This is a genomic window from Fusobacterium varium, from assembly GCA_021531615.1.
Taxonomy (GTDB): domain Bacteria; phylum Fusobacteriota; class Fusobacteriia; order Fusobacteriales; family Fusobacteriaceae; genus Fusobacterium_A; species Fusobacterium_A varium_C.
On record JADYUE010000003.1, the window covers coordinates 1 to 23,069 of the forward strand.

At 27.6% G+C, this 23,069-nt stretch carries 22 protein-coding genes, 1 other RNA gene and 2 riboswitches; of the genes, 9 read left to right on the plus strand and 14 right to left on the minus strand.

The features are described from left to right. Positions 1–257 precede the first annotated feature (257 nt). Positions 258–2,600 carry a ferrous iron transport protein B gene (gene feoB / locus I6E31_02595; GenBank protein ID MCF2638858.1) on the plus strand — a complete coding sequence of 781 codons (2,343 nt, stop codon included), beginning with the start codon at positions 258–260 and terminating at the stop codon, positions 2,598–2,600. Positions 2,601–2,828: 228 nt separating this feature from the next. Further along, positions 2,829–3,836, plus strand: a complete 1,008-nt coding sequence (locus I6E31_02600) for a hypothetical protein (protein MCF2638859.1) — start codon at positions 2,829–2,831, stop codon at positions 3,834–3,836. 35 nt (positions 3,837–3,871) lie between these two features. Here I6E31_02600 and I6E31_02605 read toward each other — a convergent pair whose 3' ends face one another. The 5 genes from I6E31_02605 to I6E31_02625 form a co-directional block, all read right to left on the minus strand. Continuing rightward, entirely contained in the window at positions 3,872–4,522 is a 651-nt protein-coding gene (locus I6E31_02605; GenBank protein ID MCF2638860.1) for a porin family protein, read from the minus strand. A 63-nt stretch (positions 4,523–4,585) separates the two neighbouring features. Beyond that, positions 4,586–4,661: riboswitch (cyclic di-GMP riboswitch) on the minus strand. Between the two features lie 5 nt (positions 4,662–4,666). Continuing rightward, positions 4,667–5,068: a hypothetical protein gene (locus tag I6E31_02610; protein ID MCF2638861.1), complete on the minus strand. Its 402-nt coding sequence runs from the start codon at positions 5,066–5,068 to the stop codon at positions 4,667–4,669. Positions 5,069–5,080: 12 nt separating this feature from the next. Continuing rightward, a complete protein-coding gene (locus I6E31_02615; GenBank protein ID MCF2638862.1) occupies positions 5,081–5,854 on the minus strand; it encodes an alpha/beta hydrolase in 774 nt (257 codons plus the stop codon). A 62-nt stretch (positions 5,855–5,916) separates the two neighbouring features. Next, positions 5,917–5,992, minus strand: a riboswitch (cyclic di-GMP riboswitch). A 52-nt stretch (positions 5,993–6,044) separates the two neighbouring features. Beyond that, on the minus strand, positions 6,045–7,997 hold the full coding sequence (locus I6E31_02620; GenBank protein ID MCF2638863.1) for a GGDEF domain-containing protein: 1,953 nt from the start codon (positions 7,995–7,997) through the stop codon (positions 6,045–6,047). An 18-nt stretch (positions 7,998–8,015) separates the two neighbouring features. Then, complete coding sequence (locus I6E31_02625; protein MCF2638864.1) at positions 8,016–8,291, minus strand: chorismate mutase; 276 nt, start codon at positions 8,289–8,291, stop codon at positions 8,016–8,018. A gap of 153 nt (positions 8,292–8,444) precedes the next feature. On the opposite strand from I6E31_02625, the gene aroB reads away from it, so the two are divergent. The 3 genes from aroB to aroA are packed head-to-tail and all read left to right on the plus strand — an operon-like array spanning position 8,445 to position 11,834. After that, a complete protein-coding gene (gene aroB, locus I6E31_02630; protein ID MCF2638865.1) occupies positions 8,445–9,446 on the plus strand; it encodes a 3-dehydroquinate synthase in 1,002 nt (333 codons plus the stop codon). An 8-nt stretch (positions 9,447–9,454) separates the two neighbouring features. Next, positions 9,455–10,579 carry a chorismate synthase gene (aroC, locus tag I6E31_02635; GenBank protein MCF2638866.1) on the plus strand — a complete coding sequence of 375 codons (1,125 nt, stop codon included), beginning with the start codon at positions 9,455–9,457 and terminating at the stop codon, positions 10,577–10,579. Then, the gene (gene aroA / locus I6E31_02640; protein ID MCF2638867.1) at positions 10,569–11,834 is read left to right on the plus strand and encodes a 3-phosphoshikimate 1-carboxyvinyltransferase; all 1,266 of its coding nucleotides are present in this window, start codon (positions 10,569–10,571) and stop codon (positions 11,832–11,834) included. The genes aroC and aroA overlap by 11 nt, the downstream gene beginning before the upstream one ends. Before the next feature lie 47 nt (positions 11,835–11,881). On the opposite strand, the gene I6E31_02645 is transcribed toward aroA, so the two are convergent. Next, positions 11,882–12,751 carry an ROK family protein gene (locus I6E31_02645; protein ID MCF2638868.1) on the minus strand — a complete coding sequence of 290 codons (870 nt, stop codon included), beginning with the start codon at positions 12,749–12,751 and terminating at the stop codon, positions 11,882–11,884. Positions 12,752–12,932: 181 nt separating this feature from the next. On the opposite strand from I6E31_02645, the gene smpB reads away from it, so the two are divergent. The 3 genes from smpB (at position 12,933) to I6E31_02660 (ending at position 14,513) form a co-directional block, all read left to right on the plus strand. Then, positions 12,933–13,373, plus strand: coding sequence for an SsrA-binding protein SmpB (gene smpB, locus I6E31_02650; GenBank protein MCF2638869.1), 441 nt, complete (start codon positions 12,933–12,935; stop codon positions 13,371–13,373). A gap of 50 nt (positions 13,374–13,423) precedes the next feature. Then, positions 13,424–13,774: a transfer-messenger RNA gene (ssrA, locus tag I6E31_02655) on the plus strand. A gap of 151 nt (positions 13,775–13,925) precedes the next feature. After that, on the plus strand, positions 13,926–14,513 hold the full coding sequence (locus I6E31_02660) for a hypothetical protein (protein MCF2638870.1): 588 nt from the start codon (positions 13,926–13,928) through the stop codon (positions 14,511–14,513). Between the two features lie 49 nt (positions 14,514–14,562). On the opposite strand, the gene I6E31_02665 is transcribed toward I6E31_02660, so the two are convergent. The 4 genes from I6E31_02665 to I6E31_02680 form a co-directional block, all read right to left on the minus strand. Next, positions 14,563–16,299, minus strand: a complete 1,737-nt coding sequence (locus I6E31_02665) for an ABC transporter ATP-binding protein (GenBank protein MCF2638871.1) — start codon at positions 16,297–16,299, stop codon at positions 14,563–14,565. Beyond that, a complete protein-coding gene (locus tag I6E31_02670; protein ID MCF2638872.1) occupies positions 16,289–18,019 on the minus strand; it encodes an ABC transporter ATP-binding protein in 1,731 nt (576 codons plus the stop codon). Before I6E31_02670 ends, I6E31_02665 begins: the two co-directional genes overlap by 11 nt. 67 nt (positions 18,020–18,086) lie before the next feature. Beyond that, positions 18,087–19,010 carry a hypothetical protein gene (locus I6E31_02675; GenBank protein MCF2638873.1) on the minus strand — a complete coding sequence of 308 codons (924 nt, stop codon included), beginning with the start codon at positions 19,008–19,010 and terminating at the stop codon, positions 18,087–18,089. Between the two features lie 189 nt (positions 19,011–19,199). After that, a complete protein-coding gene (locus tag I6E31_02680; GenBank protein MCF2638874.1) occupies positions 19,200–19,397 on the minus strand; it encodes a cold-shock protein in 198 nt (65 codons plus the stop codon). A gap of 323 nt (positions 19,398–19,720) precedes the next feature. Between I6E31_02680 and I6E31_02685 the strand changes: the two genes are divergently transcribed. Beyond that, positions 19,721–21,070 carry an MATE family efflux transporter gene (locus I6E31_02685; GenBank protein MCF2638875.1) on the plus strand — a complete coding sequence of 450 codons (1,350 nt, stop codon included), beginning with the start codon at positions 19,721–19,723 and terminating at the stop codon, positions 21,068–21,070. A 26-nt stretch (positions 21,071–21,096) separates the two neighbouring features. On the opposite strand, the gene I6E31_02690 is transcribed toward I6E31_02685, so the two are convergent. The 4 genes from I6E31_02690 to I6E31_02705 form a co-directional block, all read right to left on the minus strand. Beyond that, complete coding sequence (locus tag I6E31_02690; protein MCF2638876.1) at positions 21,097–21,603, minus strand: hypothetical protein; 507 nt, start codon at positions 21,601–21,603, stop codon at positions 21,097–21,099. A gap of 131 nt (positions 21,604–21,734) precedes the next feature. After that, a complete protein-coding gene (locus I6E31_02695) occupies positions 21,735–21,929 on the minus strand; it encodes a glycine zipper 2TM domain-containing protein (protein MCF2638877.1) in 195 nt (64 codons plus the stop codon). A gap of 69 nt (positions 21,930–21,998) precedes the next feature. Then, entirely contained in the window at positions 21,999–22,310 is a 312-nt protein-coding gene (locus tag I6E31_02700) for a hypothetical protein (GenBank protein MCF2638878.1), read from the minus strand. After that, the gene (locus I6E31_02705) at positions 22,311–22,973 is read right to left on the minus strand and encodes a flavin reductase family protein (GenBank protein ID MCF2638879.1); all 663 of its coding nucleotides are present in this window, start codon (positions 22,971–22,973) and stop codon (positions 22,311–22,313) included. Positions 22,974–23,069 lie beyond the last annotated feature (96 nt).

Consider the following 23,069-nt stretch of genomic DNA (forward strand, 5'->3'; position numbering starts at 1 on the left):
TTGAAAATGCAAAACTCACTCGCAAGCTCGCTCAAACACGTTGCATTTTCTTAACTGCATTTCGCTGGAGGGATTCTAATATTCACTTCCAAATTACGTCAACTTGATGTTAGGGATAATATATTTTTATTTTAATTATTAGAACGATAAATTATAGTTTAATTAAAATTTCCCTTTGATTTTTACAAAATTGGTATATAATATCTAAAGTAGAAAAAAGATTTTGAGAGAAAAATGTTGTACAGGAGGAAAATATTATGACATTAAAAGAGTTACCAATAGGAAAGACAGCAACAGTTCTTTCTGTTGGAGGAGAGGGAGCTTTAAGACAACATTTCTTAGATATGGGAATTATTCCAAATGCTAATGTTACAATGATGAAACATGCTCCTATGGGAGATCCTGTTGAGTTAAGAATAAATAGTTATGAACTTACACTACGTTTAGCTGATGCTGAAAAAATTGAGATTACAGATGTAAGAGATGAAGTTAGAAAAGAGAGAGAGTTTTTAGAGAAAAAACGTATATCTCACCCAGGACTTGGTGAGGGAGGAAAATATCATAAAAAAGAGGGAGAAAATCCTTTACCTGATGATGTAAAACTTACCTTTGCTTTAGTTGGAAATCAAAACTGTGGAAAAACAACTTTATTCAATCAACTTACAGGTTCAAATCAACATGTAGGAAACTTTCCAGGGGTAACAGTTGATAGAAAAGATGGAGTTATAAAGGGGTATCCAAATACATTAGTTACAGATTTACCAGGAATCTATTCACTATCACCATATTCAAGTGAAGAGATTGTTACAAGAGAGTTTGTATTAAATGAGTGTCCTAAAGGAATAATAAACATAGTTGATGCAACAAATATAGAGAGAAATCTTTATTTGACAATGCAGTTAATGGAATTAGATATTCCAATGGTATTGGCTCTTAATATGATGGATGAAGTTAGAGATAATGGAGGACATATTTTAATAAATGAGATGGAAGAGCTATTGGGAATACCAGTAGTACCTATTTCAGCAGCTAAAAACGAGGGAATAAGTGAACTTATAGATCATGCTATCCATGTGGCAAAATATCAAGAGTATCCAAAAAGACATGATTTTTGTGATATAAATGATAATAAAGGAAGTGTACATAGATGTTTACATGGAATTATGCATATGATAGAGGATCATGCAGAGCAGGAAAAAATCCCTTTACGTTTTGCAGCAAGTAAAATTACTGAGGGAGATAATCTAGTTTTAGAGAGATTAAAATTAGATCAAAATGAGAAAAATACAATAGCTCACATAGTTAGTCAATTGGAAGCAGAGAGAGGACTTGATAGAGCAGCAGCTATTGCAGATATGAGATTTAGCTTTATAGAGAAAGTTTGTCAAGAAACAGTAAAAAAACCAAAAGAGAGCAAGGAGCATATTAGAAGTATAAAGATAGATAAAATTTTAACAGGAAAATATACAGCAATTCCAGCATTTATTGGGATAATGGCAGTTGTATTTTGGCTGACTTTTAATGTGATTGGAGCTTGGCTATCAGATATTTTAAATCTAGGTATTGAATGGATGACGTTAGGTGTTGAAAATCTTTTAGTTAGAGGAAATGTAAATGAAGTTTTATGTTCTTTAATTATAGATGGAATCTTTAATGGGGTAGGAAGTGTAGTTGGTTTCTTACCGATTATAGTAACTCTTTTCTTCTTCCTATCTATGCTTGAAGATAGTGGATATATGGCAAGAGTAGCCTTTGTGATGGATAAACTTTTAAGAAAGATAGGACTTTCAGGAAGAAGTATTGTTCCTATGCTTGTAGGTTTTGGTTGTACAGTTCCTGGGGTAATGGCAAGTCGTACTCTACCATCAGAAAGAGATAGAAAGATGACAATATTATTGACTCCTTTTATGAGTTGTTCAGCTAAACTTCCAATATATGGATTTTTCACAGCACTGTTTTTTCCAAAATCAGGAGCTTTAGTAATGGTAGTACTATATTTTATAGGTATATTTGTAGGAATATTAATGGCTCTTTTAATGAAAAAATCTCTGTTTAAAGGGGAAGCAGTACCATTTGTAATGGAGTTACCTAATTATCGTATGCCTGGAACAAAAAATGTTGCTCATCTATTATGGGAGAAAGCAAAGGATTTCTTACAAAGAGCCTTTACAGTTATTTTTGTGGCAACTATTGTAATATGGGTACTACAAACATTCAATATTCATTTTAATGTTGTAGAAAGTTCTCATAATAGTATCTTAGCAAAAGTTGCTGGTTGGATAGCACCTATTTTTAAACCTTTAGGTTTTGGAGATTGGAGAATTTCAACTGCTCTAATAAGTGGAGTTATGGCAAAGGAAAGTGTAGTTTCAACATTGTCAGTTTTATTTGGAGATACAAAAACTCTATTGGATATGTTAAGTACAACAGGAGCAGCAAGTTTATTGGTATTCTGCTTATTATATACTCCTTGTATAGCAGCAGTGGCATCAGTAAAGAAAGAGCTTGGGGGAAAATGGGCAACAATAGTGGCTTTAGGACAATTTTTAATAGCTTGGATAGTGGCATTTATTATAAGAATTATTGGAATGATTCTTTAGGAGAGTTATATGAATCTATTTAGTATAATTTTATTAGGTATAATTTTTATATATCTGATTTTTTCTCTTGTGTATATATATATAAAAATAAAAAAAAGGGTAAGGGGTGCAATGGAAATTGTAGCTCATGCTCTAAAAGTTGTAAGTAGAAATTTTGATATATTTTCTAGCTGAAATATTGCATTAAAAGCGTTTAAGGTAGAAAATACTAAAATAAGGAGGAAATAAATGAGTATTTATGCTTTAAGAGTAGATATTGCAAAAGAGGTTTATAATTCATTAAAAGATGAAGGAGTAGCTCGTTTTACTTGGTCTTATTCAAAAGAAGGAAATTTGAAAGAGATAGAAAGTAAAATAAAGAAATTTGGTTGGGAAAATTTAACTGAAATTGAAAAAGATTGTTGGAAAGCTAATTTTATGTTAAGTATCAAAGAAAAAGATTATATTGTATATATTAATGTTCCAGAATATGGAGAGTGTACAGTAGCCAAGGTTACAGGAGAATATTTTTGGAATTGGGAAAAATACAAATCAGATGGAAGTCATTGTTTACTAATTGATAAGGAGAGTATAAGAACATTTAATAGAAATGATAAAAATATTCCATCAGATTTAACTAGAAGATTTGGATTGCAAGGAAAATATTGGAGGATATATTTAGAAGATAAATTTTATAATCTTTTACAAGATATAGATGACAAAAAAATTACAGGTGAACTTGCTTCTAGTGAAAGTAGATTACTTAATTGTATAAATGAAAAAATAAATCCATATTTAGAAAGCATTTGTGAAGAACTTCAACATTATCATGTGGGAAAATATTTGGAAGAATTAATAGTGAAAGTTTTAGGAGAAATTCCAGAAATAAAAAATATTAGCAGAAAATCAGGAATATCAGATAAAGGTGGAGACATTTTATTTGATTATGAGAATACTGATGTTTTTGGAAATTATTCACAAAAGAAATGTGCTATTCAAGTAAAATCTTATGAAGGAATTATCAATTATGATCAAGCAATAAAGGACATGAAAAATATTTTTGAGTATGATGATAGTTTAGACCTTGGAATAATAATGACAACTGCAACAAGTATAGGTGAAGAATTTAATGAAAAGTTAGAGGAATTAAATAAAGAATTACTTGAAAAAAAGAAAGAAAAATCAGTAACTATTTTATATGGAAAAGATTTTGCTAGATGGGTTTTAAAATATGGAGAAAAATTTTTTAATAGATAAACTATAGGCAAAAAGGGACTTTAAAGTCCCTTTTTTTAGAAATTAAATTTATATCCCACAGAAAGAGTAACTCTTGAGTAATCAAAGTCCTCTTTTGCTTTCTCCCCTTGAGAAGAAATTGCTTCAAATTTAGCCTTGTTGATTTTGTACATTAAATCAGCAACAAAGTTATTGTATTCAACTCCAGCTCCCACTCCAAAATATAATCCATTTTTTATATCAGAAGAGAATTTTCTAGTTTCTTCTAGATCATATTCAGTTACTTTAAAACTTCCACTACTGTGATTAAATGAGTATCCTAAATCAGCTTTTAAGTAAGGTTTAATATTTGAATTTGTAGGTATATTGTATTTAGTAACTAAATAAATAGGTACAGATGAAAATTTAGGCATATCTAATTTAACATCATATTCTCTATCAACTAATGATTTTGTAGAACCGTGATCTTGATAAGAGATACCAGCACCAAATTCTAAGTTAGGATAGATCTCTCTAGTAGCTTCAATAGTAAGTTCATATCCCATTCTATCAGCTTTTTTTCTATTGATAGTTTCACTATCTCTTGGAGTTATTACATCAAATTTTTGCCAGATATCAGCTCCAGTTTTCAGATATAGATTTGTATCTTGAGATGCTAAAGCTACACAAGATAAAGTTGTCATTCCTAGTAATATTTTTTTAATCATTATATTCCTCCTGTATTTAAATAAAATAATTTTTGTAATAAAAAAGCTGCAAGTTAAAAATTTTCTTGCAGCTGGCTGTCATTTTAAAGACCCTATAGTTTTGCGTCATAATGTTTCCATTATTTTGCCTATTCAATTGGTAAATTAGAACCAAAGTCCAGAAGATACTCCTACACTTGTACTTGTAGATTTGCTCGTTGTTTTAGAGTGAATCTTAGTATTTGTAACACTTGTATTTCCAGAACTACTTGACATTTTTCCAAAGATATCACTATCTATACTAGAATTTCCAAGAGATGCAGTTGTTGAAAAAATATCAGTATCAGTTTTTGATTTTGTATGTGTTTTTGTTTTTGAAGAGTGAATTTTAGAATTTATGTAATCAGCATTATTATATAAAATAGTTGCTATTACACTTTCATAAATTATATTTTCTCTGCTTCTAGCTGTTGTTGGCGTAGTTGCTTTATTAGTAGAATTAGTTGTATTTGCATTTGTACATCCCATAACAAATATAGTTATAAAGAATAAAAATAATTTTTTCATATTGTCTCCTTTTTAAGAATTAAAGATATTAAATAATATTTTATTAGTTTCATAAGAGTTTTCAAGATTAGAGATATGTCCAGCTTTAGATATCTTAATTAATTTTGAATTAGCTACGTATTTAGACATAAGCTCAGCTTCATGAAAAGGTCTAGGAATATCAAACTCTCCAGTAATAAAATATGTTGGGATTTGAATATTTTTTAAAAGCTCTAATGAATTTTCTCTTCCAAAAATAACTCTTCCAAATGGTACAATATATTTCAAGTTATCTTTAGAGAATCCTTTTAATTTTTTTAAAAAATTTAAATAAAGTTGAGAATTTTTATCTATTTGTGGAGAGAAAAAAATAGGGGCTATTTTATTTGCTAACTCTTCAGGTATTTTTTCCTCTTTTTCAATAGTATCTAACATTGAAAAATAAAGTTGTTTCATCTCTATTGGTTCATCTCCAGAAAAAGAATCCATAATAACTAATTTAGAGATTTTATCCTTATCTATATTGTAAATATATGGAGCTAACATTCCACCAACAGAAAGTCCTACATAGATATAGTTATCAATATTTAAACCATCTATAAAATTTTTAATCTCTTTTGCTAATTCACTTAGAGATGAAATATTATTAAATAAAGAGTTGCCATGTCCAGGAAGATCAATAGCAATACATCTAAAATTATCTTTAAAAAACTCAAGTTGAGGTTGCCACATCTCTTTATCCCAAAGATAAGAGTGAACAAAAATTATAGTTTTTCCTTTTCCAATATCACTATATGAAAATTTCATAATTTCCTCCTAAAGTTTAAAATAAAAAAAGTTGCAACGAAGAAAGAAGTATAACTTCTTTTAGTTGCAACTGGCTGTCATTTTAAAGACCCTATAGCTTTGTGCCATAATGTTTCCATTATTTTACCTAATTTAATTTTTTATAGCTAATAATACTATATACTTATCTAAAAAGTCAAGAAAAAAATTTTTAACTATGATTTTTAAATAGAGAAAATCTATTCCTTCCCTCATTCTTTGATTGATATAAAGCTGAATCTGCATCATTAATTAATTTAGAAAGATCATTAGAATTTTTTACAGTATTTTTAGTTCCACCAACACTTAAAGTAATATGATCAGAGACTAAAGAAAATTTATGAGGAATATTTTTTTCTTCTAACCTTTTAAAAATTTTCATATAGATATTTTCAAGATCAAGAGAGTTTCTGTTTTTTAATATTATTAAAAACTCCTCTCCACCATATCTAATTACACAATCTCCCCTTTCAATAGATGAATTTAAAATCTCAGCAACACTTTTAATAACATAATCTCCTTGAATATGTCCATAATTGTCATTGTATTTTTTAAAATAATCAATGTCCAACATTAAAACTCCAATTTCAATAGATTTAGAATTTTTTTTATCTAAATTTTCTAAAATCTTTTTTAAATATTTACGATTATAAACATTAGTAAGTTGATCTATGAAGTTATTCTTCTTTAATCTAGATATTCTTGTAATTTGGAAAAATATAAATGCTGTTATAATTAAAATAGAATAGATCAAAAGCCTAATTTTTAAATTAGATATTTTCTCTTGCTCCTTTAATTGATCAGCAATAAAAGATTTTTCAATAAACTTTAGATAATCTTTTTTTACTTGAAAATCAAACTCTCTATTTACATGAATTAGTTTTTCATGTGCTATTGAGTATTTATCGAACTCTTTAGTTTTTTCATATAACTCCATTTGCAAAGAATAAATTTCACTTTCAAAACCTAATTGATTTGTATTATTTTCAATTAAAATATTTTCTAAAAGTTTTTCAGCTTGTAAATAATTTTTTTCTGCAATATATAGTTCACAATAGGACAATTCTATAAAAATATCATTATTTAATATCCCATTATTTTTATTTTGATATAGAAGTTCTTCACATTGTTCTAAATATTGTTTTGCCTTTTTTAAATGATCTTGATAAATTTCAATTCGAGCAAGATTATTATAAACAAAAATTTTAACTCCATCTACAATTTTATCAGGGAGAAAAGGTATAATTTCTAAAGTTTTCTTAGAATATTCCCTTGCAGTGGAGTATTTTTTTAATTGAATATAACTAGCAGTTCTATTGGTATAAGCACCATATTTAGAAGAGGCATTTTCATATTGATCTTTCATAGGAATATTAATAGCAAGATTATATTTTTCAATAGCAGTTTCATAATCATGAAGTATAAAATGCATATTTCCAATATATTCATAAGCCTTTATTCTAATACTATTTTTTAAATTTATATCTTTTATACTTTCAGCTTCAGAAATAATTTCATAAAAAAGATAGATACTTTCAGCATAATTTTTATTCATCATCTTAAATATAGCAACATAACCTTTTAATTTTAACTTATTTGCTGGAGTTGTATTATCTGAATCCTTTATATATTTTTCAAGTAGATATATAGCTGTTTTTCTATCTTTTTTATTTGATAGGATAGTAGAGAAATTTTCCCAAATAAAGTTGATATCATTGGCTAAAATAGGATATTTATCAATACTATCTATAATATATCTGACTCTTTGAAGATCACCACTTCCACTTAATTTATAAATACAGTTATTAATAAAAAAGTTAAGATATAGCTTTAAAATAGAGTCTTTGCTATTTTTTAATTCAGCATGTCGTAACAGCTCTTTAGCTTGTAAAAAATCATTATTATAGTAACTTTTTAGTCCTCTAAAAAAATAATCTTCAGCTGAATTTTCTTGAAAATTTTTATCAATAGAAAAATCCTCTAAATTTTTAGTGATAGAGTAATTTAAAATTTTATTGTAAATAATAGAGGATTCTAACTCCTTATTATTTGACTTTTTATAGAAAATAAGAAGAATTATAAAAGTTAAAATTATTGTAAAATAAATTAAATATCTTTTTTTCATCTATTCTCCTTAAAGATACTATTTTTTCTCCAATATCTCTTTTTGATATTTTTTAGAGATACCCATCATCATTTGAATAAATTCAACATAATACTCTTTGTATTTTTCTTCTTGTATAAGAGAAGAATTTTTTTTAATAACCTCTTGCTCTCTTTTTTCATCAAAGATAGGAAGATTATTTTCTATTTTATAGCTAATGACATCTTCCACAGCTTTCATTCTCTCTTCAAAAAGAGAGGCAATCTCTCTGTCTATTTCATTGATTTTAACTCTAGCTTTTTCAATTTTATTCATAATAAAAACCCCTTATATTGTTAATTTATAATATATTATACCATTTTTTTTATAGTACATCTAGAAAAGAAAAAGAGATAAAAATACAACTTCTTGTAGAAAAACTTAATCTCTGATAAAATTAAAATATTAGTGAAATAGTAGAGGTGAAAAATGAAAATTTCAGTAGATTTAAAAGAGAATAGTTATGATATTTTAATAGAAAATGGAATTTTAAATAGAGTTGGAGAATATATTGATCTCAATAGAAAAGTTATGATAATAACTGATAATGGAGTTCCTAAGGAGTATGGAGATATATTGTTAAGCCAATGTTCAATGGGAGAAATAATAGTTGTTGAGCAGGGAGAGCAATCTAAAAGTTTTTCAACATATGAAAGGATATGTAAAAAACTTTTAGAAAGTAGTTTTCATAGAAAAGATCTGATAATTGCTTTAGGTGGTGGAGTTATAGGAGATTTAGCGGGGTTTTGTGCATCTACCTATATGAGAGGAATAGATTTTATCAATATTCCAACTACTACTCTTTCTCAAATAGATAGTTCAATAGGAGGAAAAACAGCTATTAATTTAGGAGATACAAAAAATATAATTGGTGCTTTTTATCAACCTAAAAAAGTCTTTATTGATTTTAAAACTTTAGAAACTTTATCAGAGAGAGATTTTAATAATGGTATGGTAGAGGCTTTAAAAGCAGGATTAATTTATGATAAGGAGATATTTGAACTTTTTGAAAGTGAGGATATAAAGAAAAAATATAGAGATATAATTATAAAATCTATTTTGGTAAAAAAAGATATTGTGGAAAAAGATGTAAAAGAGCAAAGTTTAAGAAAAATACTAAATTTTGGACATACAATAGGGCATGGAATAGAGGGATACTTTAATTTTAATGAGCTTTTACATGGAGAAGCAGTAGCTTTGGGAATGTTGCCTATGATTGAAGATGACAGCTTAAGAGAGAGAACAAAAAAAATTATTGAAAAATTAAATATAAGAATAGATATTAAATATGATAGGGAAAAAGTTTTTAAGTTGATGGTTAAAGATAAAAAAGCTGATACCTCTAAGATAACCCTTGTAAAAGTAAAGGAGTTAGGAAGTGCATATTTAAGTGATGAAACTTTTGAACAATGTAGAAAATATTTAGATTAGGAGAGATTATGCAAAGTGTAATTGGAAATAGTATAAAATTAAGTCTTTTTGGAGAATCTCATGGAAATATGATAGGAGTTGTAATTGATGGATTAGCTCCTGGAATAAAAATAGACACTAAATTTATTCAAGAGCAACTTGATAAGAGAAAACCTAAGGGAAAAATTTCAACTCAAAGGCATGAGGAAGATGATTTTAAAATAGTTAGTGGATATTTTAATGGATATACAACAGGGACACCACTGTGTATTATGATAGAAAATAAGGTTCAAAAAAGCAAAGATTATGAAAAAACTAGAGATTTAATGAGACCATCACATGCTGATTATACAGCTGAAAAAAAATATCTAGGATATCAAGATTTTAGAGGTGGGGGACATTTTTCAGGAAGAATTACAGCTCCATTGGTAGCAGTAGGGGCAATATGTATTCAAATATTGAGGGAAAAAGGGATAGTTTTAGGAACACATATATTAAAATGTAAAGATGAAAGAGATAGAAATTTTTCATTAGATGGAGAGAAATTAAAAAAAGAGATAGAAATTGTAAATAACAGATACTTTCCAGTTTTTGATGATGAAAAAGAGGAAAATATGAAAAGAGTAATAGAAGAGGCAGGAAAAAATCTAAATTCAGTAGGGGGAATTTTAGAAACAGCAGTGATAGGAGTTCCTAGTGGAGTTGGAGAACCTTATTTTAATTCTATTGAAAGTATTTTATCACATCTGCTATTTTCTATTCCAGCAGTAAAAGGGGTAGAGTTTGGAGCAGGATTTTCAATAACTGATATGTTTGGTAGTGAGGCAAATGATAGCTTTTACTATAATGAAAATAGAGAGGTAAAAACTAAGAGCAATAATAATGGTGGAATTAATGGTGGAATTTCTAATGGAATGCCTATAATAATAAAAACAGCAATAAAACCTACACCATCAATTTACAAAGAACAAGAGAGCATAGATATTTCTAAACATGAGAATATAAAATTTAATATTGAGGGGAGACATGATCCAGCTATTATTCATAGGGCAAGAGTTGTAGTTGATTCAGTTGTAGCTTTTGGGATTTTAGATCTTTTATGTATGAGATATGGTTATATGTTTATGAGAAAGGAAGAGATAGATGAAAATTAAGATTTATCCATCAAAATGTAGTGGAGAGATAAAAATTCCATCATCTAAAAGTATGGGGCATAGAGCAATAATATGTGCATCTTTGGCTAATGGAAAAAGTATAATAAGCAATTTAGATTATTCAGATGATATTTTAGCCACTATTGATGGAATGAGAAAACTAGGAGCTAATATCCAATGTGAAAAAGATAGATTGATAATAGAGGGAATAGAAAATTTTGATAGTTTAAAAGATAAGATAATTGATTGTAATGAGTCAGGATCTACACTTAGATTTTTTATACCAATATTTTCTTTAACAGGAGAGAAAATTAGTTTTATTGGAAGAAATAGATTGTTAAAAAGACCACAAAAAATATATGAAGAGATTTTTAAAGAGCAAAATCTATATTATTTTCAAGATGAAAACAAGATTGAGCTAAAAGGGAAATTAAAAGCAAAAGAGTATTTTATTGAAGGAAATATAAGTTCTCAATTTATAAGTGGACTTCTATTTACTTTGCCACTTTTAGAAGAAAACTCGATTATCAATATAAATCCACCTTTTGAATCTGCTTCATATATAGATTTGACAATGGAAGTTTTAAAAGAGTTTGGAATTAATATAAATAAAGTTACTCCATTAAAATTTGAAATTCAAGGTGGACAAAAATATATAGCAAAGGATTATAAAGTTGAGGGAGATTTTTCACAACTAGCATTTTTTGCTGTATTAGGTGCTTTGAACAATGATCTAAAATGTATAGGAGTTAAGCATAATTCCAAACAGGGAGATAAGGCGATTATAGATATTTTAAAGAAAAGTGGAGTTAAGATAGAAGAGATAGAAGAGGGATATTTGATTCACAAAGGTAAAATAAAAGACTGTGAAATTGATTTAGGAGATTGCCCAGATCTTGGACCTATTTTAAATGTACTAGCAATGTATGGAGAGGGAGAGTTTAAGATATTTAATGCTGGTAGACTTCGTCTTAAAGAGAGTGATAGAATCTCTGCAATGGAAGAGGAGTTAAAAAAATTAGGGGTAGAGATAAAAACAACTGAAGATGAGATTAAAATTTTAGGAAAGAGAAATTATTTAGGAGATATAGAGTTTTTTGGACATAAAGATCATAGAATAGTAATGAGTTTGGCCATAGCAGGAACAATGTTAGAAAAGCCTATAATTATTGATGGAGCAGAGGCAGTGGAAAAATCTTATCCTAAATTTTTTCAAGATTTAGAAAGTTTAAATATAAAAGTTGAATATTTATAAAATAAAAGGATATTGTAATTAAATTTACAATACCCTTTTTAAATTTGTTATTTTTTAAAACATAAAGCCAATGCTCCTAATAAAGCTGAATCATCTTTTAATTTAGGAAGAACAATATAATCATCTATATTCTTTAAAATCTTATCATTTTGTACATAATTATTTAGAAGTTTAACAACTCTTTCCTTAATTAAAGTTAAAAGATTTCCTCTCTTTATAATATCTCCACCAATAATAATTTTTTCTGGAGATAAAACAAGAATATAATTTACAAGAGCATGAGCTATATAGAAAGCTTCCATATCCCAAGCTGGATGATTTTCAGGAATATCTTTAAATTCAACTCCCCATCTTCTTTCAAGAGCCATTTCAGATGCCATTCCTTCAAGACAGTTACCACCATGGAAAGGGCAGTTTCCTACAAATTTGTCTCTAGGATGTCTATTTACAAAAATGTGTCCCATCTCAGGGTGTAACATACCATGAACTAATTTTCCTTCAACAATAGCTCCCCCACCTACACCTTTTCCAATAGTTAAATAAATAGTGTTAGAGATATTTTTTCCTGCTCCCCAGATATGTTCCCCATATACAGCAGTATTTACAATAGTATCAAAATAAACAGGTATATTAAGAGCTTTTTCAATCTCTCCAACAATATTAAAATTTCTCCAAAAAGTTTTTGGAGTAGAAGTTATATATCCATATGTTTCAGAGTCTTTGTTTAAATCAATAGGTCCAAAGCAACCTATTCCAATAGCTTCAATCTTCTTATTTTTAAAGAAAGAGATAACTTTTTCCATAGTAATTTCAGGAGTTTCAGTTTCAAAAGAAACTCTTTCCATAATCTCTCCTTTTTCTGTTCCTATACAGCAAACAAATTTTGCTCCACTAGCTTCAATAGCACCAAAGAACATAAAACCATCCCCTTTAAACATCTTTTTTTTATTTTACCATTTATTTTTACTTTTATCAAAACTAATATAATAAAAATATAAGATGTAATAGAAAATTTAGCAATTTCTTAGAAATTATAGTATAATAAAAAAGTAAATAGGAATGTTAGAATATTAATGAAATAGATTTTTAGGAGGAGAAATGGTATTAGCAGGAAATAAGAAAGCATTTTTCGATTATTTCATAGAGGATAAATTTGAAGCTGGAATAGAATTAGTAGGAAGTGAGGTTAAATCTGCAAAGGCAGGGAAATTAAGTATAAAAGAGTCATTTATTAGAATAATAAATGGAGAAGTTTTTATTATGGGAATGTCAATTGTACCTTGGGATTTTGGAAGTGTATACAATCCTGAAGAAAGAAGAGTTAGAAAACTTCTTTTACATAAAAAAGAGATAAAAAAACTACATGAGAAAGTAACTCAAAAGGGGTATACAATAGTTCCTTTAAATGTTCATCTATCTAAAGGATATGTAAAACTTGAAATAGCTCTTGCTAGAGGAAAGAAAACTTATGATAAGAGAGAAAGTATAGCTAAAAAAGATGTAGAGAGAGATCTGCAAAGAATGGCAAAAATAAGATAGTATTGAAAAATAGCTAGGTATATGATATAATATTATGACAATTAAATAATGGGAGTGCAAAGGTTTCGACGGGGTTCTCAGGTTATAGGTAGCAGGTCAGGGTGACCGCTGTGAGAGGTCAAGCACATCGTTTAGATGGAAACAGAAATTACGCTTTAGCTGCTTAATAAGTCAGCTCACCTCTGAACATTCTCTTCTGTAGGCGTGTTCAACCGAGGTGTCACTAAAATACAGATTACCCTAAGTGATTTCTCTAAGCTTTAGGGGACATTTTAGAGGATAGCTTTAATCAGCCCTGTCTGTGGGATTGGTTACTGCGAAGTTCAATAGCAGACTAAGCTTGTAGAAGCCTATGGCGCTGGCAATTTCGGACACGGGTTCGATTCCCGTCACTTCCACCAAAGTAAAAATAAACTGTTTTAAAGATAAGTCATCTTTTGATATAGATCAATAAGATGGCTTTTTTGTATATTAAAAAAGCAGATAAAATATGTTAAAATTATAGAAAAAGAATTAACAATTTATTACAATGTTAAATAAAGAGGGGAAGTTATGGAGAAAAAAGAGTTCTATGGAAATGGGAAATATGAAAAATTTAGTGAAGTAAATGGTATAAAAGAGGGAAAAGCTATTTATTACTGGAGAGAAGGAAGTATATTTAAAGAAAATAGTGAAGATTATGGAAAGATCAGAGAGGAGTTTAACTATCAAAATGGAGTAAAGCAAGGAAAAGCAACTATTTATTTTGATGTAGATAAAACTCAGAAAATTAAAGAGGAATTTAATTATATAGATAATATAAAACAGGGAGTAGCTTACCTTATTTATTCAAATAAAGTTGAAAAAAGATATTATACAGCTGGAAAACTTAGTGGAAAAGCTTTTGTATATAATATTGATGGAAGTGTAGAGATAAAAGATTATGAGAGTAACAAAGTAAATTTTAGAAGTTTAAAAGAGCTATTAGGAATTGAGTTAAATGAAGATGAGAAAATTGATGAAAAAGAGTATGAAATTTTAAAATCTGAAGCTGAAAGATATTTTAAAGAGGTAGCAGACTTATATAAAACTTCAGGAAAAAGAGAATACTCTATTTCAAAATCATTTATTAAAAACTATTGTTCAAAGGCAAAAGAATAACAGAAATTAAAAAGCTCTCTATGATACAAATTCATAAAGAGCTTTTCTATTAGAGCATATATTGTGTATTGTAAAGTTCGTGGTAGAAGCCATTTTTCTCCATTAACTGAGAATGTGTTCCCTGTTCAATTATATGTCCATCTTTTAAAACTAAAATAAGATTAGCATTTTTAATAGTAGAAAGTCTATGGGCAATAATAAAACTTGTTCTACCTTTTACTAAGTTAGAGATAGCTTTTTGTAATCTTATCTCTGTTCTAGTGTCAACTCCACTTGTAGCCTCATCAAGTATTAAAAATTTAGGATTTGAAGCTATAATTCTAGCAATAGTAATAAGTTGTTTCTGCCCTTGAGAAAGGACCATATTATCTTCACTAACTACTGTATCATAACCTTGAGGTAGTTTAATAATAAAATCATGAGCACAAGCAAGCTTTGCACTTTCAACAACTTTATCAAAATCAATTTCACTATTTTCATAACTGATATTCTCTCTAATAGTTCCAGTAAATAGCCAACTATCTTGTAGTACCATTCCAAAAAGTTTTCTAATATCCTTTTTCTTATAAAGCTCAATATCCTTATCATCTAGCAGTATTTTTCCAGAGGTAATATCATAAAATCTCATTAATAAATTAACAATAGTAGTTTTTCCACCACCAGTAGGACCTACAATAGCGACTATCTCTCCATGTTCAGCTTTAAAAGATAGATCCTTTAATACAGGAGTATCTTCATTATATGAGAAATTAACATCTTTAAACTCAATTTTTCCCTCTAAAGAGTTTAAATCAATATCCAAAGTTCCTTTTTCAACATCTTCAGGTTGATCAATAAAGTTAAAGAAACGTTCAGCACTTACAATTACAGTTTGAACTATACTATATGCTTCAGAGATACTAGCAATAGGACGATTAAAAAGCTTTGAATAGATAACAAAACTTGAAAGTCCCCCAAGAGTGATCTTGCCATTTAGCATAAAGATAGCTCCAATTAAAATTATTAAAGAGTATCCTAAGTTACCAATAAAATTTAGAGTAGGAAAATTAAATCCTGCTAAAAACAGAGATTTTATAGCATTCTCTTTATAGTTGGAGTTTAATTCACGGAATTTAGAAATAGCTCTCTCTTCATAGGAGAAAGATTTAACCTCTGCTTCTCCAGTTAATATTTCATCAACATACCCATTTAATTGCCCTAAATATTTTTGTTGAACTCTTCTTTTCTCTCTGCTTTTTTTAGAGATTTTCTTTAAAAAGTATCCAGTAAATGTAACTAAAAATATCTGTATCAAAGTTAAAGATGGACTTATATACAACATAATCCCTAAGGCAGTAGATATTGTAAGAAGATTTACTACAACTCTAGTTCCTATTTGAGATAGAGAACCACTAATATTATCAATATCGTTTATCATAATAGTTATAATATTCCCTTGAGATACTCCATCAAAATATTTAAGAGGAAACTTATGAATTTTTTCAATCCCATCTTTTCTCATAGTGTTTACAATATCTTGAGAGATAATATTCATCTTTATATTTTGTATCAATGTCAATACAGCACCTGTAATATATGAGAAAAGTAAAAGTATAGATATTTTTCCTAATTGTATATAGTTTGCTTTCTCCATATGAAAATGTATCTCATTAATTCCCTTACCAACTAAATATGGACCTACTAAAGTAAGAAGATTTCCAATAATTGCTAGAATAATAAGGAAAATAAATTCAAACTTATACTTCATAAGATATGGAAAAAGCTTTTTAAATATATTATTTTTCACAGTATCTTCCTCCTGGAATACAAATTTCTTGTGACTCACAGATCTCTCTATACACTTCACAATTTTTTACAAGATTATCATGAGTGTCAAAGCCTGCTATTTTACCATTGTCAAGAACAATAATTCTATCATGTTTCATCAAAGATGCTACCCTTTGAGAAATAGTAAGAATTGTTGTATTTTTTAAATAGTTCTTTAATCTGTTTTTAAGATTGTATTCTGTTATAAAGTCTAAAGCACTAAAACTATCATCAAAAAGTAAAATTTCAGGTTGCTTTATAAGTGTTCTTGCTATTGAGATTCTTTGCTTTTGCCCACCAGAAAAATTCATTCCACCTTTAGTTACATTTGTTTTATACTGATCAGGAAGTTTTTCTATAAATTCTTTTCCCTGTACAATTTCAGCTATCTCTCTTATCTCTTCATCACTTGCATCTTCTTTACCCCAACGGATATTTTCTTCTATTGATTGAGAGAATAGAAAAGATTTTTGTAAAACTATTCCAATTTTGTCTCTTAACTCTTTTTCATCATATTTATTGATATTTACCCCATCAATTAAAAGTTCACCTTTTGTAGCCTCGTAAAATTTTGGTATAAGAGATATAAAAGTTGTTTTTCCAGAACCTATACCACCTATAATTCCTATATTTTCTCCTCTTTTTATTTTTAGATTGATATTTTCTAAAATATATTTATCTGTTCCATCATAAGAGAAAGAAAGATTTTTAAATTCAATAATATCATCAGTTACTAATTTTTCAAACTCCTCTTGAGACATATTCTCTATATTTTCAGATAAGATCTCCTTAACCCTCTTATATGATATTGCTGTACGGCTATAAAGAGTAAATAGGAAAGATAGTGCATTCATAGAGAATAAAAGCATATTTAAGTAGTTGATAAAAGCTACAACTTCCCCTAGATGCATCTTACCATAACTAACTCTTATTCCTCCAAACCAAAGAACAGCTACAACTCCTAAATTCATAATTAATGTTATAAATGGTAATTTACTAGACATCAAGTTATCTGCTTCAACAGTTTTATCTTTTAGATCATCATTTCTTAATCTAAATTTTTCTTTTTCAACATTTTCTTTCGATAGAGCTCTAATAACTCTTATACCAGTCAGATTTTCTCTTAGAACAAGTGTTAAATTATCTAATTTCTTTTGAACTTCACTATATTTTCCAAAAGATTTTTTCATATAGTAAAGTGTACTTCCTACTATTGAAGGAACAATTATTAAAAATAATATAGATAGAACAGGATTGATAGTGACAGCCATAAATACAGCTCCTATTCCTGTTACTAACCCTCGAAGAACCATTCTTACACACATAAGAAACATATTTGTAATTTGATCAACATCTTTAGTTATTCTAGTAATTAGAGAAGCTTGAGTATATTTATTCAAATGTACAAAGTTAAAATTTTGAATCTTTGTAAAAACATTATCTCTTAGAGAAGCACCAAAATTTTGAGTAGCATGAACTGAAAAATAGTTACACAAAATAGAGGATAAATATCCTCCAAGAGCGATTCCAACCATAGTTAATCCCATTTTAATTATGTAATTCATATTTTGATTAGCTACACCAATATCTATAATTTTTGCCATAATTAAAGGGAGAGATAGATCACAAAAAGCTTCAGTCATTTTAAAAAGAGCTGCTACTGAAGCTTTAGGTATAAAGGGTTTAAAGTATTTGAACATTTCTCCTCCAGTTAAATTTTAAATAATTACATTAAATTTTAACATATATTTTCTAATAAAAAAATATCTATTTTTCAAACCAAAATCTCACTTTTTTAGGTAAAATATCTAAATATTTTTCTATAAAGAAAGTAATTTCTTTAGATTCTATTTTTTCTATATTTTTATATTTTTCAAGATTGTATATATTATCATTAGTTGCAAAAAGAAAAATTTTCATTTTTTTAGAAAGATCAAAATATTTATCAGCATTGATATTTGTATTTCCACTCTTTACTTGGACACCGTATAAATTTCCTTTGATATCTATAAGTTGAAATTCAATTAAGCTAGTATCTTCTTTACAAGTAGACGTATAAATATATAATTTTTTTTCTATTTGAAGATATAAGCCAACTATTTCTTCAATATCTTCAGCACTCAATAAATTTTTCCAATCAGCTATAGGGAAATGGATTGAGTTATTTTCTATGTTAATTTTACAATATAGTGATAATTCATTTTTATTTTCATAGACTTTTTGAAGAGTGCTAGGATTTCTAAAACTAGCAATTATTTTTCCAGGAACTTCATTTTCTACAAAATCTTTTTTTAACCATTTTACTTTTCTATAAAAACCAATTTGATATCTATTTGGAATAAAATCTTCATTTGGATAAGTATTATATAAACAATTTTCATCAATAATAATTCCTAGTTTATAAATACCATCACATCTTGTCCAAATATAATCACCTTTTTTCATTCTATTAAAAAGAATATTAGTATATGTGATATATGATCTTGTTCTATAATTAGATTTTTTTAAACTTTCATAAATATGTTCTTTTATAGCATGAGCAGAAATATTAATATTTTCTAGTCCAAGTAAAAAATTTTCTTCTTTACTCCAACCAATTCCTACGAATTCTTTTTCAATCCATTTTTTAAAAGATTCTTTGTGTTCAACTAATTGACTACCAGGTTTACAATTTATTCTCCATATATTCATAGAAAATACCTCCTTTTATTTTTATATTTCCTATAACCTTGAACGTTAAAAAATCAAAATATCAGTTAATTCATTTTTTCTCTAGAGAGATTATATCATTTTTATTATTACCTTAAAATTATTAATTAAAATAAATAAAAAAAGGAACTAAGATTGACTTAGCTCCTTAAAGTTTCAAGACTAAACTAATTATCTAACTTTGATATTAGCTGCTTGAGGACCTTTTTGTCCTTCAATGATATCAAAAGTTACTTCTTCATTTTCATTTAAAGTTTTGAATCCTTCTTTTTGGATTTGAGAGAAGTGTGCAAATACATCTTTACCATCTTCACCTGTAATAAATCCAAATCCTTTTTCTTGATTAAACCATTTAACTGTACCTTTCATTGTGTACCTCCATAAAATATTATTGAACAATAGAACTCGTGACATTTTGATAGTAACTAAATTAGCTACCATGAAAATCTTAATAAACATAAAGGTATTTCTGAAAGAATACTTTAAATATTAAATCTCAAACTTCAAAACTCATAAATTTATTATTGCTATACAGGTAGTATACTACACTTTTCAATATTTGTACAGCTTTATTTTTATTGACAGAAGAAAAATGAAATAGTATAATATAAAGATAACAATAAAAAAACTATTAATACGTAGCAGGTGGGCAGCTTATAACCCATCTGCTTTTATTTTTTTAGGAGGAAAAAATGTTTAAATTAGATAAAAAATTTATAAAAACTTTGATGCTTTTAGCAATACCCATTATTTTACAAAGTTTAGTAACAGCATCATTAAATCTTCTTGATAATCTGATGATAGGTTCATTGGGAGAAAATGAGATTGCAGCAGTAGGAATATCTAATCAATTTTATATGCTATATTACTATACAATTATGGGAATTACTCTAGGAGCAGGAATATTTATGTCACAGTTCTGGGGGAAAAAAGATGTAGCAAGTATTCATAAATTTTTAGGAATATCATTAGTTGTTGGAATGGTAAGCACAATATTTTTTGCAATATTAGCATTTTTCTTTCCAGAGATGATAATGAAAATTTTTATAGATGAAAATATTGTCATAGAACAAGGAGTTGCATATTTAAAAATGGTGGCTCTAAGTTATATTTTTACTACTATATCTCTTGCTTATGCAGCAGCTTTAAGAAGTATTGGACAGACTAAAATTCCTATGTATGGAAGTTTAGTGGGACTTGTATTTAATGGAATATTAAACTATATCTTTATTTTTGGTAAGTTTGGAGCTCCTGTTATGGGAGTTGCTGGAGCTGCTTTAGGGACAACTGTTTCAAGATTTATGGAGTTAGCTTTTATTCTATTTATTATTTATAAAAATAAAAATGTTGTAGCAGGAAAAATTTCACAACTTCTTGACTTTAATTTTAATCTTGTAAAAAGATATTTTATTACTGCTACTCCTGTAGTTTTTAATGATGTTATGTGGATAGCAGGGATTACAGCATATTTTATAGCTTATTCAAAATTAGGAATAAATGCCACTGCTACAATGCAGATAGCTAATACAATTAATAATGTTTTTAATATTTTTGGAATAGGAATAGCATCAGCATCAGCTATTTTAATAGGAAATAAGATAGGTGCAGGAAAAGAGGAAGATGCCAAAGAAGATGCAATTAAAATATCAGTTTTTGGAGTATTGATAGGAATTATTATAGGAATATTCTTTTTCTTCTTGTCTCCTTTTATAGCTATGCTATTTAAAATAACTCCTGAAACATATAATAATGTAATTTTTGTTTTAAGAGTAATGGCTATTGTTTTGCCATTAAGATTTTTTGGAATTACTCAAATTATAGGGGTATTACGTGGTGGTGGAGATGTAATGTATGCAATAATCACAGAACTTGTAGCAGTATGGCTAATTGGAGTTCCTCTTTCATTTATAGGAGCAGTATATTTTAAACTTCCAATAACAATAGTGTATATTTTAGTTTGTTTAGAAGAACCATTTAAAGCTATTGCTACTTATCCTAGATTACGTTCAGGTAAATGGATTAAAAATTTAGTTAAGAATTAAAAAAATGAGCTTCAGGGCTCATTTTTTTATAATTCTTTAAATAAGAGATTATTTAAGATATCTGTGGGATTTGCATTTCTATATTTTTCTCTCAATTTTTTTTCTTTTTCAAGTTTTTCAAGAGTTTCTTTATCAGTTACAACATTTTTCTTTTTTTCAGGATATTTTTCTATTTTATATCCAGTAACTATTTTACTATCAATATCAAAATAGATCTCTAAAAAAGTTTCCTTAATTGCTTTTTGACTATAAACTATCTCAACAGGAAGCAAGGATTTTAAGATCTTTTTATTTTGAATACTATTTTTAGTGTAATAAGTTCCCTTGTGGTAAACATAAGTATAAGGACTTTCTTTTCTTGAAGCTATAAAATATGGCTTTCCAAAGATATCTATAATATCATTTTCAGTTGTTTTATTAACAGATATTAATGGAGATATAGAATTTTTTAATTCATTATTTAGTTTTAAAGTTTTTAATGATGTGCAGCTAGAAAATATGATTAGCAATATTAAAAAATAGTATTTTTTCAAGCTATCTCTCCTTTCGTTTTTTAAGATATAGTATATCATAAAAAAAGTTAGAAAAAAATATTTAATTATAGGTAAATAAAAAAGTTACCTCCTAAGAAGTAACTTTTTAAATATAAAATTAAACTTTGATTCTATTTGTTTTTATCTGCTATAATAGCTCCAGCAGCAGCACCAACTCCAGCACCAACTATAGTACCAGTATTTCCACCAATAAGATGTCCAGCTACAGCTCCAGCAGCAGTTCCAGCAGCGATATGTTTTTCAGTACGAGTACATCCAGCAAAAGCAAGTACAGAAATAGCTAAAATTATAAATAATTTTTTCATATAAATTACCTCCTGTTTACAGTATAAGAGTCTCTTTAATAGAAGTATACAACAAAAAATAGAAATTTCCTAGAGTTTTATAATAATATATTTTTTATTTTTATAATTTACAATCTCTTGAGCTTTTTTATTGATCTTTCCAAATTTTCTATGAGTATATTTTCTAGCATGTTTAGGTGGGTAATCTTCAAAAGTTCTTGATCCCATAAGAGCTATAGTATATTCTAATTCAGCTTTATCAGGAGTAACAAGATAATCTTCTCCAGCAAAAGAGAATAAAATTCCTGGATACATATGATCTCCTTTTATCTGTTTAAAGTTAAAAGGTTTACCTAACTTTTCAACTAAATATTGTCCTAAAGCATTTATTCTATCTAACATCTATCTTTTCACCTTTTTCTTTTTTGTTGTAGTTTTTCTTTTTGTTTTATTTTCAGGTACTGTTTTTCTTTTTAAAAGTTCTCTTTTTTCAATAGTTTTTTTCTTAGCAACTGAATAACCAAAGCTTCCAATAGCTTCTTTTGGCATTGGGAAATATTCTCCATGAGAATAAGCAATAAGGTTAGCCCATTCAAAATGGATTTTTTCATTTTCATCTAATAATCTTGAATCAATATGTGAGCATAGAACCTCAGCTAAAAAAAGATCATGAGTTCCAAGAGGGATAATTTGTTTTACTTTACACTCAATATTTACAGGACACTCTTCAATATATGAAGATTTTACCTCTTTCCCATCTTTTAAAGTGAATCCCATCTCTTTAATTTTATCATTTGTTCTACCTGAACGAACTCCACAATAGTCAGTTTCTCTAGTTAGTCTTCTTGTAGGAAGATTAACAGTAAATTCCATAGTTTCTTTTATATATTCATAAGATAATCTTTCAGGTCTAATAGATATTGAAAGCATAGGAGGTTTTGTACAAATAGTTCCTGTCCAAGCAACTGTAAAAACATTATCTTTTCCCTCTGAATTTTTACTTGTTATTAAAACAACAGGAACAGGATTTAAGACAACACTTCCCTTAAAAAGTTTTTTTTCCATATTTATTCCTTTCATCAGTTATAATTTACTTATGAAATTATATCATTTTTTCTAAATATGTACAATTATTAAGTGTGGAAATTGTTGCTTATAAAA

What these genes read in the sequence shown, in the direction of transcription:
- I6E31_02660 (MCF2638870.1), top strand. Translation starts at nt 13,926, where the DNA reads ATGGAGAAAAAAGAGTTCTATGGAAATGGGAAATATGAAAAATTTAGT.
- I6E31_02645 (MCF2638868.1), bottom strand. Translation starts at nt 12,751, where the DNA reads ATGTTCTTTGGTGCTATTGAAGCTAGTGGAGCAAAATTTGTTTGCTGT.
- I6E31_02615 (MCF2638862.1), bottom strand. Translation starts at nt 5,854, where the DNA reads ATGAAATTTTCATATAGTGATATTGGAAAAGGAAAAACTATAATTTTT.
- aroA (MCF2638867.1), top strand. Translation starts at nt 10,569, where the DNA reads ATGAAAATTAAGATTTATCCATCAAAATGTAGTGGAGAGATAAAAATT.
- smpB (MCF2638869.1), top strand. Translation starts at nt 12,933, where the DNA reads ATGGTATTAGCAGGAAATAAGAAAGCATTTTTCGATTATTTCATAGAG.
- I6E31_02625 (MCF2638864.1), bottom strand. Translation starts at nt 8,291, where the DNA reads ATGAATAAAATTGAAAAAGCTAGAGTTAAAATCAATGAAATAGACAGA.
- aroB (MCF2638865.1), top strand. Translation starts at nt 8,445, where the DNA reads ATGAAAATTTCAGTAGATTTAAAAGAGAATAGTTATGATATTTTAATA.
- I6E31_02610 (MCF2638861.1), bottom strand. Translation starts at nt 5,068, where the DNA reads ATGAAAAAATTATTTTTATTCTTTATAACTATATTTGTTATGGGATGT.
- I6E31_02695 (MCF2638877.1), bottom strand. Translation starts at nt 21,929, where the DNA reads ATGAAAAAATTATTTATAATTTTAGCTATTTCTGTACTTGCTTTTGCT.
- I6E31_02675 (MCF2638873.1), bottom strand. Translation starts at nt 19,010, where the DNA reads ATGAATATATGGAGAATAAATTGTAAACCTGGTAGTCAATTAGTTGAA.
- aroC (MCF2638866.1), top strand. Translation starts at nt 9,455, where the DNA reads ATGCAAAGTGTAATTGGAAATAGTATAAAATTAAGTCTTTTTGGAGAA.
- I6E31_02605 (MCF2638860.1), bottom strand. Translation starts at nt 4,522, where the DNA reads ATGATTAAAAAAATATTACTAGGAATGACAACTTTATCTTGTGTAGCT.
- I6E31_02620 (MCF2638863.1), bottom strand. Translation starts at nt 7,997, where the DNA reads ATGAAAAAAAGATATTTAATTTATTTTACAATAATTTTAACTTTTATA.
- I6E31_02670 (MCF2638872.1), bottom strand. Translation starts at nt 18,019, where the DNA reads ATGTTCAAATACTTTAAACCCTTTATACCTAAAGCTTCAGTAGCAGCT.
- I6E31_02600 (MCF2638859.1), top strand. Translation starts at nt 2,829, where the DNA reads ATGAGTATTTATGCTTTAAGAGTAGATATTGCAAAAGAGGTTTATAAT.
- I6E31_02705 (MCF2638879.1), bottom strand. Translation starts at nt 22,973, where the DNA reads ATGGAAAAAAAACTTTTTAAGGGAAGTGTTGTCTTAAATCCTGTTCCT.
- feoB (MCF2638858.1), top strand. Translation starts at nt 258, where the DNA reads ATGACATTAAAAGAGTTACCAATAGGAAAGACAGCAACAGTTCTTTCT.
- I6E31_02680 (MCF2638874.1), bottom strand. Translation starts at nt 19,397, where the DNA reads ATGAAAGGTACAGTTAAATGGTTTAATCAAGAAAAAGGATTTGGATTT.
- I6E31_02685 (MCF2638875.1), top strand. Translation starts at nt 19,721, where the DNA reads ATGTTTAAATTAGATAAAAAATTTATAAAAACTTTGATGCTTTTAGCA.
- I6E31_02700 (MCF2638878.1), bottom strand. Translation starts at nt 22,310, where the DNA reads ATGTTAGATAGAATAAATGCTTTAGGACAATATTTAGTTGAAAAGTTA.